The sequence below is a fragment of the Agromyces sp. NPDC060279 genome (assembly GCF_042726785.1).
GTDB lineage: Bacteria > Actinomycetota > Actinomycetes > Actinomycetales > Microbacteriaceae > Agromyces.
Genome location: NZ_JBHXBK010000008.1, coordinates 25,260 through 38,564 on the forward strand (window position 1 = coordinate 25,260; position 13,305 = coordinate 38,564).

10 protein-coding genes and 1 tRNA gene are annotated in these 13,305 nt (G+C 72.3%); 2 read left to right on the forward strand and 9 right to left on the reverse strand.

All coding sequences use genetic code 11. From position 1 onward, the window contains the following. Positions 1 to 144: 144 nt before the first annotated feature. The 5 genes from ACFWE1_RS16425 to ACFWE1_RS16445 all read right to left on the reverse strand — a co-directional run bounded on the left by ACFWE1_RS16425 (position 145) and on the right by ACFWE1_RS16445 (position 7,464). Positions 145 to 4,332: a DUF5979 domain-containing protein gene (locus ACFWE1_RS16425; protein ID WP_376934480.1), complete on the reverse strand. Its 4,188-nt coding sequence runs from the start codon at positions 4,330 to 4,332 to the stop codon at positions 145 to 147. A 240-nt stretch (positions 4,333 to 4,572) separates the two neighbouring features. Then, positions 4,573 to 6,138, reverse strand: coding sequence for a response regulator transcription factor (locus tag ACFWE1_RS16430; protein ID WP_376934481.1), 1,566 nt, complete (start codon positions 6,136 to 6,138; stop codon positions 4,573 to 4,575). Between the two features lie 247 nt (positions 6,139 to 6,385). Continuing rightward, positions 6,386 to 6,470: transfer RNA gene (locus tag ACFWE1_RS16435), tRNA-Tyr, on the reverse strand. 117 nt (positions 6,471 to 6,587) lie between these two features. Continuing rightward, positions 6,588 to 7,280 carry a PH domain-containing protein gene (locus ACFWE1_RS16440; protein ID WP_376934482.1) on the reverse strand — a complete coding sequence of 231 codons (693 nt, stop codon included), beginning with the start codon at positions 7,278 to 7,280 and terminating at the stop codon, positions 6,588 to 6,590. 19 nt (positions 7,281 to 7,299) lie between these two features. Continuing rightward, on the reverse strand, positions 7,300 to 7,464 hold the full coding sequence (locus ACFWE1_RS16445) for a hypothetical protein (RefSeq protein ID WP_189085524.1): 165 nt from the start codon (positions 7,462 to 7,464) through the stop codon (positions 7,300 to 7,302). Positions 7,465 to 7,576: 112 nt separating this feature from the next. On the opposite strand from ACFWE1_RS16445, the gene ACFWE1_RS16450 reads away from it, so the two are divergent. Both ACFWE1_RS16450 and ACFWE1_RS16455 read left to right on the forward strand, forming a co-directional pair. Then, positions 7,577 to 8,419: an MOSC domain-containing protein gene (locus ACFWE1_RS16450; RefSeq protein ID WP_376934483.1), complete on the forward strand. Its 843-nt coding sequence runs from the start codon at positions 7,577 to 7,579 to the stop codon at positions 8,417 to 8,419. A 33-nt stretch (positions 8,420 to 8,452) separates the two neighbouring features. Next, a complete protein-coding gene (locus ACFWE1_RS16455; RefSeq protein WP_376934484.1) occupies positions 8,453 to 8,941 on the forward strand; it encodes a YajQ family cyclic di-GMP-binding protein in 489 nt (162 codons plus the stop codon). Positions 8,942 to 8,969: 28 nt separating this feature from the next. Here ACFWE1_RS16455 and ACFWE1_RS16460 read toward each other — a convergent pair whose 3' ends face one another. The 4 genes from ACFWE1_RS16460 to ACFWE1_RS16475 form a co-directional block, all read right to left on the reverse strand. Continuing rightward, a complete protein-coding gene (locus ACFWE1_RS16460; RefSeq protein WP_376934485.1) occupies positions 8,970 to 9,965 on the reverse strand; it encodes an alpha/beta hydrolase in 996 nt (331 codons plus the stop codon). Then, positions 9,962 to 10,660: a prepilin peptidase gene (locus tag ACFWE1_RS16465; protein ID WP_376934486.1), complete on the reverse strand. Its 699-nt coding sequence runs from the start codon at positions 10,658 to 10,660 to the stop codon at positions 9,962 to 9,964. The genes ACFWE1_RS16460 and ACFWE1_RS16465 overlap by 4 nt, the downstream gene beginning before the upstream one ends. Before the next feature lie 62 nt (positions 10,661 to 10,722). Next, positions 10,723 to 12,033, reverse strand: a complete 1,311-nt coding sequence (locus ACFWE1_RS16470) for a pyridine nucleotide-disulfide oxidoreductase (RefSeq protein WP_376934581.1) — start codon at positions 12,031 to 12,033, stop codon at positions 10,723 to 10,725. 94 nt (positions 12,034 to 12,127) lie between these two features. Continuing rightward, positions 12,128 to 13,249: a polyprenyl synthetase family protein gene (locus ACFWE1_RS16475; protein ID WP_376934487.1), complete on the reverse strand. Its 1,122-nt coding sequence runs from the start codon at positions 13,247 to 13,249 to the stop codon at positions 12,128 to 12,130. Positions 13,250 to 13,305: the final 56 nt, after the last annotated feature.

Genomic DNA, 13,305 nt, shown 5'->3' on the forward strand with positions numbered 1-13,305 from the left:
CGCGTCATCCTAGTTGGGGATACCACTCGAAGCAGGAAGTTCTCCACAGCCCGTCCCGAGTCGGCCACCCGAGCGGCGTTCCGGGACGCCGAACGGCCGGCGCCGCGGGTGCTCACCCGCCGGCGCCGGCCGTTCGCCGTGCGCTCAGCCTCGCGCGCGCCGTCGTGCGAAGACGACCGCCGCTCCGCCGAGCATCGCGAGGATCGCGGCGCCCGCGGCGATGCCGAACGCGACGCCGTCGACACCCGTGCCGGCGAGCGCCGGGCCGACCTCGACCGTGTTCTCCAGCAAGAGCTCCACCGCGCTGCCGGGCTCGCCGGTCACGGTGACGGTGGCGATCGCGCTGCCCTGCTCGGTGGTCACGGTCACGTGTTCGTCGTCGGTCGACCAGTTCGCGCCGCTCCAGCGGATCCCCTCGGGCAGTTCGGCAGCGCCCTCCTCGACCCGGATCTCGGTGCCGAGCGGGAGCCCGTCGACCGTAGCGGGAACGCCGGCCGTGAGCTCCACCTCGCGGCTCTGCGGCTCGCCGAGCAGGTCGCTCCAGGTGATGGTCACCGGGAACACCGTCTTCGCGGCGGCATCCCGACCGTCACCGGCCAGCGACTTGCTGATCGTGACGCTCCCGAGCGAGGGGACGGCCGTGTTCACGAGCGCCACCTCGGCGGTGTCGGCCGCGCCGATGGTGACCACCGCGGACCCGTCGCCGCTCGCCGCGACGCGCTCGCCGGCCCACTCCGGGCTCGCCCACGTGAACTGCGCGGCGGCGTCGAGCGGAGCCTCGGTCAGGGTGACCTCGGTGCCGTGCGGAAGCTGCTGCGGGAAGTCGACGACGGTCCCGTCGGTCGGCACCTCGAGCTCGAGCGACTGCTCGCCGTCGCCGTCCGTCCACGTGGCCAGCACGGTCACCGCGTCGGGGATGTCCGGGTGGTCGCCGCGGATCCCCTCGACCTGCTTCGCGATCGAGAAGTCGCCGGGAGCCCAGGTGGCCTCGTTGACGACCGTCACGAGGGCGACGTCATCCTGCTGGTCCGACACGACGACCGTCGCGGACCCGTCGCCGTGGTCGACCGCACCGCCACCGGAGATCGTGATCGATCCCCAGACGACGGTGTCGATGCCCGGCTGGGCGCCTTCGGTGATCGTGACCACGGTGCCGGCGGGCAGCTCCACCCCGAGCGGCGTCGGCTCGACGGTGTTGATCAGCAGCTCACGGGAGTGCGGGGCCTCGTCCGCGTCGACCCAGGTGGCGGTCACCGGGAACTCGGCGCTCGGGTCGACCTCGCCCGCGGCCTCGCCCGCGACACTCTTCAGCAGGCTGATGCCGGCGGTGGAGGTGGCCGCGTGGTTCTCGAGTGCGACGGTGGCGTCGGCGGTGCGCCCGATCGTCACGATCGCGTCCCGGCCGTCGACGGTCACTCCTGGGCCCGACCAGCTCGGCGCGCCCCACGCGATGCTGGAGCCGTCGACGAGCGGCGTCTCGCTCAGCGTCACGCGGGTGCCGATGAGGAGGTCCGCACCGAGGGGCACCGGGGTGCCATCGGTCGGCACGGTGAGCGTCGCGCTGCCGGGCGTGCCTTCCTCGTTCCAGCTCGCCGTGACGGTCACGGCGTCGGGGACGGCGGGGTTGTCGGCCTGCGCGCCGGTGACGGTCTTCGTCACCGCGAAGGTGCCGACGGTGCGCTCCGCACTGTTCGTGACCGTAATCGCGGCCGGCGTGGTCGCGTGGGCCGTGGAGACCGTGACGGTCGACGGGGTGATCACGGGCGCGGCCCAGGTGAGGGTGTCGTCATCGACCGGCCGGAGCTCGGTGAAGTTCACCGTCGCGCCGATCGGCAGATCGGCGAGCGTCACCGGCACGCCGGTCTCGAGTTGCAGGACGCGGTCGGGCTGGGCGGGGAAGCCCTGCCCGAGCGCGCTCGTGTCGATGGCCGCGGTGACCTGGTAGGTGCGGTCGGCGTCGACGAGCTCAGCCGCGCCGCCGAGGACCTCCTTGACGATCGTCGCGGATCCGAGCAGCGCCTCGTTCGTGAGCGACACCGCGACGTTCACGCCCGGGTTGATCGAGGCGATCGCGGTCTTCCCGTCCGGGCTGACCGTCACGCCGGGTCCCTCGGCGAACACCGGGTCCCCGAACGTGACGCCCGGGACCGTCGGGAACGTCGGCTCCGTGAGCTCGACCTTCCAACCGGTGCCGCGGGCGTTCAGCCCGCTGATGGGGGCGCCGTCGAGCGGCACCCGCAGCTCGTACTCCTTCTGCACCGTCGCCGTGGGGTCGATCTCCTTGACGTGCACGGTGAACGCCGTGTCGGCGGGGACGAACGCCGCCCCGGCGTTGTCCACGAGCGTCTTCACGAGCGACACGGAGCCGCGGGTCACGCCCTGGCCGGTGCCGCTGCCGCTGTTGTTCTGCGTGATGCTCGAGCTGAAGGAGACCCCGTCGCCGGTGAGCGTGTTCGAGTACACGGTGCCCGGGGCATCCATCCCGCCGGTGGCCGTGCACGTCGTGTACGTCAGCACGTACTGGTACTCGCGGCTGAAGCCGTCGCTCGTGCCGGTCGGGATCGGCAGGTCGACCGCGTCGAGGTCGAAGGTGAGCGTGTTCCCGTTGAGTTGCACGGCGGTGGACCCGGTGAGGTCGACGGTCTGCAGGCCGCCGTTCTGGATCTGGTCGCGCGCTTCGACCCGGAGGCCGAGGCGTTCCGCCAGGCCCGCGCTCGGGTCGCCGGCCGCGCACACGGCCTGCGAGGCGGAGAGCACGTCGGTCAGGGTGAGCACGCCGTCGACGTTCTCGATCTGCTGGCCGGGGATGGTCACGGACCAGCCGATGGTGGTCTGCGGCATGTGCTGGACCCCGTCGAGGGTCACGACCGCGGTGTTGATCCGGCCGGTCTTCCCCGCGCTCCGGTTCGGCACCGTGGCCTCGTTCGTGGCGACCGCGCCGTCGACGTCGACCGAGTTGGCGTACGCGGTGCCGCCGTTGGGCAGCTCGGTGGACGTCACGCAGGTGGTGTACGTGATCACGTACCGGTGGTCGGATGGCTTGAAGGCCACGGCGCTGTCGTTGAGGTCGAACCGCACCTGGAACGCCTGCGCGCTCGAGGAGAGCGTGGTCGCGGTGAGCTTGCCGGTCAGGCTCTGCTGCAGCTGGTTGCTGGGGCCGTACCGTTCGGTGATCTGGATGCCGCTGATCGTGTCGGCGCAGATTTCGTGCCCCGCGCCGAGGGTCTCGGTGAGCGTGAAGCCGTCCTTGCCGACGAGCTGGTCACCCGGGACGACCACGGTCCACGCGACCTTGCCGTTGCGCTCCGCGCCGCCGAGGACGCTGCCGGACTTACCGAGGTTCAGGTGCCACGGCAGGTTCGCGACCGTGCCGACGCCGTGGCCGGCCTCGCCCCAGCCCTCGATCTGGGCGGAGTTCTCGTACTCGGTCCCCGCGGGGTCGATCTGGCCGTCCTCGGTGCAGGTCTGGTAGCTGAGCCGGTACACGACGTTGGCGTCGAACGGCCCGGCCAGGGCGATGTCGAACGAGGCGTCGCCGGGTGCGCCGTCGAGCGTCGCGATGCTCGTCACGTCCACGACGGTGCTGCCGCGCACGGTCTGCACCTTCAGACCGGTGGGGTCGCACAGCACGTGGCCGGCGCCGAGGGTGTCGGTGATGCGGGCGGTCTGGCCGCCGGCGGCCACGAGGTTGGCCCCGGGGATGTCGATGGTCCACGTCATGGACCAGTTGTTCTGGTTCATGACGCCGGACTTGGTGACCTCGCCGGGCAGCTCGATGCCGTCGTCGATGCCGCCGCCGCCCGGGAGGTCGACCATGACCGGCTTGCTGTTGAGGTCGAACTGGATCGCGGTGGCGGTGGTCGTCTGAACCGCTTCGACCTGGAACTGCCACGTGCCCATGACGAGCTCGGGGAACGCCTCGACCTCGTTCGTCAGCTCGCAGGTGGCGACGCCCGTCGCGGTGTCGGTGAGGCAGTTCCCCCACACCACCGGGTCGCCGTTCGGGGTGGTGCCGAGCAGCTGGAACGGCACGTTCTGCGGGAACTTGAGCTCCGGCGGCAGCCCGATGGTGAAGGAGTCGCCGACCTTCGGGTCGGCGGCGCTCGCGTCCCAGGAGCCCGACACGGTGAGCACATCGCCGACGGTCGCCTGCGTGTCGGCCGGCGCGATGGTCACATCGCCCACGACGATCCCGGCGTTCGGCGCGGCGTGCGCGGCGGACGGCAGCACGACGACGGCGGCGAGCGCGAGCCCGACGGAGGCGACGAGCGCCGTCAGCCGTCGGGCGAGGGTGGGCAGCGGTCGGTGACTTCGCGGCGCGGTCGAACGCAAGGCACGCTCCTTCTGTGAAACGGGTGGGCGCGACAGGGTCGCCGCCGATCGGGTGCTCGCTCCCTCGGAGCGCGCGCGTCAGCCGGTCGGGATGCGTCGGATTCGGGCCGGGTGCGTCGGGTCCGACCGGCGGGCGTCCCTTCGACTATGTCCGACCGAATAGGAGATACACCCCCGGGAAGAGCGGACTTCACCCTCAGCGCGCGCAGAATCCCCCTGAGGGTGAAACCCGGCAGCGGATCAGTCGCGAATACCGGCCTCGGTGGCCGCGAAGATCGCCGCCTCGAGCGAGCGGACGCCGAGCTTGCGGTACGCCGAGCGCAACTGGCTCCGGACCGTCTCGACGCTGACGAAGGAGTCCCGTGCGACCTCCGCGCGGGTCTTGCCGGACATCAGGCCGAGCAGCACGGCGCGCTCGCGGGGCGTGAGGAGGGTGTGGTCCTTCGAGCGGTCGAGGGCCACGAGCTCCTGGTCGATCTGGGCGACGGCTTCGAGCGCTTCGCTCGTCTCGGTCAGCTCGGAGAGCTTCGCGAGCACCGTGGGGCCCGCCACGACGAGGGACCTGGGGATGCCGTTCTCGAGCGCGAGCGCGACCGCGCGGCGGAACTCACTGGACGCGACCGCCTCGTTCTCCTCCGCGAGCGCGCGGGCGGCCTTGAGCAGGTGCATCTCGGCGGCGGCCCGTGGTCGGTCGCCGCTCTCGCGGAGCACCGCCTCCACGAACGCCGCAGCCGCGGTCGCGTCCTCCGCGGCGCGGATCGCGGCGAGCCGGACGCGCACGATCCCGTGCGCGTCGTGCTCCGCGCTGCGCTCCAGCAACTCGACCGCGAGCGCGCCGTGCCCCATCAGCCCGTGCAGCTGCGCGCGCGCCGCATCCAGGGAGACGCTGTTGACCGGTCGGGCGACGAAGTCCGCCGGCCAGGACGCCGCCTCGGCCTCGAGCTGGGCGAGCAGCCGCGGCGGGTCGTTCTTCGCCCCCGGCAGTTGCGCCCGCACCATCAGGGCCATCGCCCAGAGCTCGGAGCCCTGCTCCCATCGGCGGTCGTCGGTGAGCAGCTCCGCCGCATCCTCGCCGTGCCCGCGGTCGAGCAGCCGGAGCGCCGTCGCGAGCCGGAGCGGGACGCCCATCGCCGACCGCTGCCACGGCTCGATGAGATCGGCCAGGGCGGCCGCCTCCGTCGCGGCGCGGTCCGACGCGGGGCCTCGGCCGGCCAGCGCGTGCGAGAGGGCGGAGTAGCCCGCCGTGCAGTACGCGACATCCAGCTGCCCGGTCGCGACCGCGACCCGCAGCACCTCCTCCGCCCCGTCGACGACCGTCACGTAGCCGGTGCTCATCAGCTCCGCCCGGAGCCAGTGATGCTGCAGCCGCGCGAGCATGCCGGCCGGGATCCGGGCGATCGCCGTGGGCAGCGCGGCGCTGGCACGCCCGGCGTGGGCGCGGCTCTCGGCCGCGCGACCCTCGGCCCGTGCCGCGATCGAGGCGATGGTGGCCCCGAGGACCGTGCGCAACGCCTCGGCCTCCGAGCGGCGCTCGCCGTTCCAGCGCGCCCGATGCGAGGCCACGTCGGTGCGGAAGGCCGACTTCAAGTGCGCGCTCAGCTCGGTGAAGACGGCGGTGAGCAGCGGGTCGGCCGGGTCCGGCCTGCACAGGCCCATGGCCAGCGCGAGCGTGATGGAGCGATCCTCGAGCAGGTACATCCAGTGCGCGGCGACGAGGGAGGTGACCGCGTCGACGTCGCGCTCGGCGACGGCACGGCGGAGCGCCGCGCGCGGATCCGCTGATCGTTCGGTTCTGTGGGAAGCCACCATGAAGCCCGGGTCGAAGGCAGTCCGCTCGGGGTACGGACCGTCCTCTCCATCTAAACAGGGCTCGGCCTGGCCCCCGGCCCACCGCATCGCGATGGCCCACGAACGGGGGTCGCCGTCGCTTCGCGGTCACTATTTGCGGGTGCATTGGCGACGGCACCCACGAATACTGACGGCAAGCGGCTCGGAAAGGCCGGAGGGAACGAAGAAGGCCACCGGAAACCGGTGGCCTTCGACGTGAAACTGATGGTGGCGAGTGAGGGATTCGAACCCCCGAATGCTGAGCAGTCTGATTTACAGTCAGATCCCTTTGGCCGCTTGGGTAACTCGCCATGTGCACCCGACCACGTTCTGCACACAACCGGGGGCCTCACAAGGATACTCGGACGAGGCCCGCTGGCGAAATCGACGCGAGCCGCCTCACTCGCCGACCCGACGGCGAAACCGGATCAGCGGGTTTCGCGCCACCAGGGCAACTCGTCGCTGTAGTCCCGCGTGGCGTTCAGGTCGCGGGTGTCGGCTGCGGCATCCGCCTCGGCGCGCGCCGCCATCTGTCCGCCGCTCGCCGCGTCGTAGGCGGCGAGCAGGCCGACCCGGCTGGGGTCGTACTCGGGCGTCGGGAAGTCCGGCTGATGCATCCGCCCGCGGAGCCCCGAACGCTGGATGACCCGCTGGATCGTGAGCCCGCGCTCGTCGGGCCGCCCGACGAAGCGGATCTCGCGCAACCCCTGGTCCTGCGCCGCGGACTCGAAGACGAAGTGGCCGTAGCCGATGAGGCGTCCCACGAAGGGCGTGTGCACCGAGATGTCGAGGATCCGCGAGAGCGGCATGGTGGCGATGCGCTGCGACAGGATGCCGTGCACCCGGAACACCCGCATGTTCGTGATGACGAAGCGGTCCATGCGCAGCCCGACGTAGCGCCAGAGCCCGTGCAGCAACAGGCCCAGGGCCAGCAGCAGCGGCACGAAGTACAGCGGCTTCGGCAGCACCGCGAGCAGCAGCAGCACGGGCGCCGCGGCGACCATCTCGAGCACGCAGCCGACCTTCGCCGCCCAGTGCTTGCCGACCTCGTCGACGATCACCTCGCCCTCGTCGGCGATGAGATGCCGCTCGACCCTCGGGTCGAGGCCGAACACGCTCACGGCAGCACCCGCCCGCGGCTCAGGACGCGAGCGAGGTGAAGAAGCGGCCGACGCCGTCGACGGCGGTCGCGACCCCGTTCACCGCGCCCTGCACGAGATTGGCGGCATCCTCGGGCCGGCTGATCATGTAGAAGAGCGCGAACACGACGACCAGCACGACGGCCAGGGGCTTGATCCACTTCACGTTCGCGATCCCTTCGATCGGAGTCCGCCGTCGTTTCTACCCCACCCGAACGGGGGCCGCTAGATGACACGCGGATGGGGGACAAGCCGACCCCGGCGGGTACGGTGCTGTGATGCAGCTCACGCGCGTCCGCATCCACCCGGTCAAGTCCTTCGCCGGCTTCGACGTGCCGAGCGCGACCGTGCTGCCGTGGGGCCTCGCCGGCGACCGCCGCTGGGCCGTCGTCGACCCGGAGGGCGTCTCGGTCACCGCGCGCGAGGAGAACGCGCTCCTGGGGCTCGTCGCGACGCCGCTCGCCGGCGATGCGCTGCGGCTCGGCGAGGAGCACGACACCGCGGGCAGCCTGCTCGTCGCCGCCCCGCGCGGGGCCGACCCCGTCGCGGTCGGGCACTCGCGTCAGGGCACCGCCCTGCCGGCGGGCGACGCGGCGGATGCCTGGATCAGCGCGCGCATCGGCCGCCCGCTCCGGCTCGTCTGGCAGCCCGATCCGACGGCGCGCACCGTGAAGCCCGACTACGGCGGACGCCCCGGCGATTCGCTGACGCTCGCGGATGCCTCGCCGCTGCTGCTCGCGAGCGAGGCATCCCTGCGTCTGCTGAACGAGCTCGCCGCGGGCGACGCCGCCGAGCGCGGCGACGCGGCGCCCGCGCCCCTCGTCATGGAGCGCTTCCGGCCGAACCTCGTCGTCGACGGCGAGACGCCGTTCGCCGAAGAGGCGTGGACGCGTGTGCGCATCGGCGACGTCGAGTTCCGCGTCGAGGGCTGCTGCGACCGTTGCGTGATGACGACCATCGACCCCGAGACGCTCGTGCGCGGCAAGGAGCCGATCCGCACGCTCGCTCGGCACCGGCGTCGCGAGGGCAAGACCTGGTTCGGCGTGCGGCTCGTCCCGGTGCTGGATGCCTCGGCGGGCGACTCCGTCGCGGTCGGCGACGCGCTGCACGTGCTCGGCTGAGCCGAGCTGCGCGGCCCTGGCTAGACTGGCGGCATGGCAGATTCGACGTTCGACATCGTCTCCAAGGTCGACAAGATGGAGGCCGACAACGCGGTCAACCAGGCCCGCAAGGAGCTCGAGCAGCGCTACGACTTCAAGGGCGTCGGCGCCTCGGTCGAGTGGAGCGGCGAGAAGATCCTGCTCAAGGCCTCGTCCGAGGAGCGCGTGAAGGCCGTGCTCGACGTGGTGCAGTCGAAGTTCATCAAGCGCGGCATCACGCTGAAGAGCCTCGACGCGGGCGAGCCCTACGCCTCGGGCAAGGAGTACCGCATCGAGATCGCCCTGAAGCAGGGCATCGACCAGAAGGCCGCGAAGGAGATCGGCAAGATCATCCGCGAGCAGGGCCCGAAGACGGTCAAGTCGCAGATCCAGGGCGACGAGCTCCGCGTCTCCTCGAAGAGCCGCGACGACCTCCAGGAGGTCATCCGCATCCTGAAGGCGGCCGATCTCGAGGTCGACCTGCAGTTCGTCAACTTCCGCTGACGCCGCGCCCGCATCCGGTGGGCCGGAATCAGGCGGGCGCGTAGCCGCGCAACCAGCGGCGGATCGAGGCGTACGCGGCGGCCCGGGCAGGCTCCCGCGAGAGGGTCACGTCGTGCAGCGCGCCGTCGATGCGCGACACCGTCACCTCGGGGCCGAGCTTCAGCGCGCGCTCGGCGATCTCGTCGACGACGAGCACGCTGTCGCTCGTGCGCATCGACTCGTCCCAGCGGGTGAGGATGCTCGACCGCGCCGAGAGCAGCGTCAGCGCCGGCGAGCCGACGTCGATCCCCGCGGCGACGCGCGCGTGGCCGGCGAGGACCGCGTTCAGCCAGACCGGGCTCGTCGCGAACCCCCGGTCGGGCCGCCAGCGGTGGTCGTACTCCCACTCTCCGCCCTGCTCCTTCGCGACGGCGCGGGTGTAGAAGCCGAGGTCGACGTTCGGCAGCGGGGCGAGGGGGTGCACGCGGGCGCCGAGCGCGAAGACGGGCGCGAGGGCCTCGCGGCCCACGCGGCTCAGCTGGAACTCGAGCCACGGGCTGTTCAGCACCAGCGCCCGTGCACGCCCGCGGTGCCGGTCGGCCCAGAGCGAGAGCGTCAGCCCGCCGGTGGAGTGGCCCATCAGGATGAGCGGGCGGGCCGGGCCACCGGCCCGCATCGCCGTCAGCGCGGCATCGAGGTCGGCGTCGTAGTCGGCGAGGTCGGTGATGAGGCCGGGCGTCTGGCCCGGGCGGAGGCTGCGCCCGTACTTGCGCAGGTCGAGGGCGAAGAAGCGGGCGCCCTGCGCCGCCCAGAAGCGCGCGAGCTCCGGGTTGAAGAAGTAGTCGCTCCAGCCGTGCACCGAGAGCACGTCGCAGCCGGCGACCGGCCCGCGCGGGGTGCGGGCGAACGGCCACCAGCCGGATGCCGGGGGCGGCGTGTACCGCACGAGGGTAGCGACGAGCTCGCCCTCGTCGTCGGAGCCGAGCGGCAGCGTCTGCTGCTCGAACCCGGGCCCGAGCACGTCGGGGCGCCACGCGGCGGTCATGGCCCCAGGGTAGCGGGCACCGCGACGACGGCGAGGAGCGCCCCGGCGAGCATCGCAGGACCGAAGGGGATCGTGCCGCCGGCGGGCACCCGTCGCAGGAGCAGGCCGACGACGGCCACGAGGCCGCCGAGGACGAACATGGCGCCGACGCCGACGACCCAGCTCGTCAGCCCGCCCCAGCCGAGCACGCCGCCGACGAGCGCCGCGAGCTTCACGTCGCCCATGCCCATCGCCCGCGGCGAGACCAGCGCGACGGCGAGGAAGAGGGCGAAGAGCACGGCGGCGCCGACGACCGCCGAGAGCGCCCGGCCGGGCCCGGCGCCGGCACCGTCGAGCGCCGCCGCGACGCCGAGCAGGGCGGCGACGGCGAGCCCGGCCGGTCCGAGCACCGCGTTCGGCAGCCGGTGCTCCACGACGTCGACGACGGCGAGGACCGTGGCGGCTGCCGCGAACACGAGCAGCGCGCCGAGCACGACGAGGCTCGAGGCATCCACCGGCTGCCCGCCGAAGCGCCAGCCGAGCGCGCCGAACGCGAGCGCAGCGAGTGACGCGCTCGTCGCGGCCCCGGCGCGGGCGCCTCGCAGCGGCGGCGCATGCAGGGTCCGCGTCGCCCACGCGGCGAGCGGCCACCAGCCGAGCAGGGCGCCGAGCGCGGCGAAGCCGAGCGCGGTCAGCAGCTGCGGGGCGAGGGGCACCGGCCGAGGCTAGCCGCGGACGCGGCGCCGAGGCGCCCGCCGTCCACAGGTGGGTGCTGCCCCTACGCCTCGCCGCGGGAGAGGTCGACCATCTCGTCACGGGGCACGACCTTGATGCGCGCGCGCCCCTCGGCCTCGCCGAGGGCGAGCTCGTGCTCGTCGAGTCGGTGCCAGCCGTCGAGGTCGGTCCAGCGGATGCCGCGGGACTCGAGCAGCTCGACGATCGCCTCCTCCTCGGGGTGCTCCGGCTGCCACCAGTTGCCGAGGTCGTTGATGACGTGCTTCACCGTCTCCATGGCGTCGGACTTCGTGTGCCCGATGAGACCGACCGGCCCGCGCTTGATCCAGCCGGTGGCGTACACGCCGTAGAGCTGGCGCGGCTCGCCGGTCTCCTCGTCGCGGATCAGCACCTGGCCCTCGTGGTTCGGGATGACGCCGAACTTCTCGTCGAACGGCACACCCGGCAGCGGCGAACCGAAGTAGCCCACCGCGCGGTACACGGCCTGCACGGGCAGCTCGCGGATCTCGCCCGTGCCGACGACGCCGCCGGCGCCGTCGGACTTCGTGCGCTCGTAGCGGATCGCGCCGACCCGACCGGTGCCGTCGTCGACGAACTCCAGCGGCTTCGCGAAGAAGTGCAGGTGCAGGCGTCGCGACGCCTGCCCGACCTCCCGCTGGCGCCACTGCTGCAGCACCTTGTCGATCACGAAGACCTGCTTGTTGCCCGCGACCGCCGCCTTCGCGGCGTCGTCGTAGTCGAAGTCCTCGTCGTAGACGATCATGTCGACGTCGCGCAGCTCGCCGAGCTCGCGCAGCTCGAGCGGCGTGAACTTCACCGACGTCGGGCCGCGGCGGCCGAAGACGTGCACGTCGGTCACGGGCGAGGCCGCGAGGCCCTCGGCGACGTTCGCCGGGATCTCGGTCACCATCAGGTCCTCGACGTGCTTCGCGAGGATGCGGGCGCTGTCGAGCGCGACGTTGCCGTTGCCGATCACGGCGACCTGCTTCGCGTCGAGGGGCCAGGTGCGCGGCACGTCGGGGTGCCCGTCGAACCAGCTCACGAAGTCGGCGGCGCCGTACGAGCCCTCGAGGTCGACGCCGGGGATGTGCAGCGGGGCGTCGCGCACCGCGCCCGTCGCGAAGATGACGGCGTGGTAGTGCTGCTTCAGATCGTCGAGGGTGAGGTCCCGGCCGAAGCGGACGTTGCCGAAGATGCGGATGTCACCGCGGTCGAGCACCTCGCGGAGGGCGGTGATGATGCCCTTGATGCGGGGGTGGTCGGGCGCGACACCGTAGCGGACCAGCCCGTAGGGCGCCGGCAGGTGATCGAAGAGGTCGATCGAGACGTCGAAGTTGCGCTCCGCTTTCAGCATGATGTCCGCGGCGTAGATGCCGGCGGGGCCGGCTCCGACGATCGCCAGGCGCAGCTTGTTCCTCGTCACGTGCACGTTCTCCTCTCGCCCGAGCTCAGCTCGAGCGCTCCACGATGGTCTCGGCGAATCGCGTCAACGCCTTCTTCACGCTGCCCTCGGGCAGCGGTGCGAGCGCGGCGACCGCCTCGTCCGCCCAGCGGTGCGCTTCGGCGAGCGTCACCCTGGTGGCCTCGTGCTCACGCAGCTCAGCCACGATGGCGTCGACCGTCTCCTTCGACGGCACGATCCTCGCGGCCTGCGTGTTGGTGTCGAGCGGGTCGCCCACGGCGTCGGCCGGGACGGGCAGCACGTCGCGCTCGATGCGCGCGAGCAGGGATGCCGCGTCGGCATCGCCCTTCGCGAGCTCGCGCAGGCGCAGCAGCGGCAGGGTCACGACCCCGGCGCGAAGATCGGTGCCCGGCACCTTGCCCGTCTCGGCGGGACGCGGCGACAGGTCGATGACATCGTCGATGAGCTGGAAGGCGACGCCGATCTTCTCGCCGAACTCGACGAGAGGCGCCTCGAACGCCGGATCGGCGTTGGCGAAGATGACCCCCGACTGCGCGGCCGCCGCGATGAGCGAGCCGGTCTTGTCGGCGAGCACCTGGATGTAGTGCGCCACCGGGTCGTCGCCCGGCTGCGGGCCCACGGTCTCGTGGAGCTGCCCGAGCACGAGCCGCTCGAAGGTGTCGGCCTGCATGCGGATGGCGCGCTCGCCGAGCCGGGCCATCAGCTGGCTCGCCCGGGCGAAGAGCAGGTCGCCGGTGAGGATCGCGATCGAGTTGCCCCACACCGCGTGCGCGCTGGGCACCCCGCGGCGGCGGTCGGACTCGTCCATGACATCGTCGTGGTACAGGCTCGCGAGGTGCGTGATCTCGATCGCCTCGGCCGCGATGACGACCTCGTCGGTCACCCCGTCGCCGAGCTGCGCCGCGAGCAGCGTCAGCATCGGGCGCACCCGCTTGCCGCCGGCCTCGAGCAGGTAGCGCGTCGAGGCATCCGCCACCGGTGCGGTGAACCGCACCTCTTCGACGAGGCCCGCCTCGACCCGATCGAGTCCGTCGTCGATGGCCCGAGCCATCGCCCGATCGGCTGCGGACGCGAAGACGCGCTCGCTCAGACCGAGGTTGGCGGCGAGGGAGGACCCGCGACGCGCGCCCTGGAGGCTCGATTTCACGCTGTCCAGCCTACCTGTGCGTCGGAGCCCGCTCGGCTATCGGCCGTGGCGAAGGC

What these genes read in the sequence shown, in the direction of transcription:
- ACFWE1_RS16450 (WP_376934483.1), top strand. Translation starts at nt 7,577, where the DNA reads ATGCAGCTCACGCGCGTCCGCATCCACCCGGTCAAGTCCTTCGCCGGC.
- ACFWE1_RS16455 (WP_376934484.1), top strand. Translation starts at nt 8,453, where the DNA reads ATGGCAGATTCGACGTTCGACATCGTCTCCAAGGTCGACAAGATGGAG.
- ACFWE1_RS16460 (WP_376934485.1), bottom strand. Translation starts at nt 9,965, where the DNA reads ATGACCGCCGCGTGGCGCCCCGACGTGCTCGGGCCCGGGTTCGAGCAG.
- ACFWE1_RS16470 (WP_376934581.1), bottom strand. Translation starts at nt 12,033, where the DNA reads ATGCTGAAAGCGGAGCGCAACTTCGACGTCTCGATCGACCTCTTCGAT.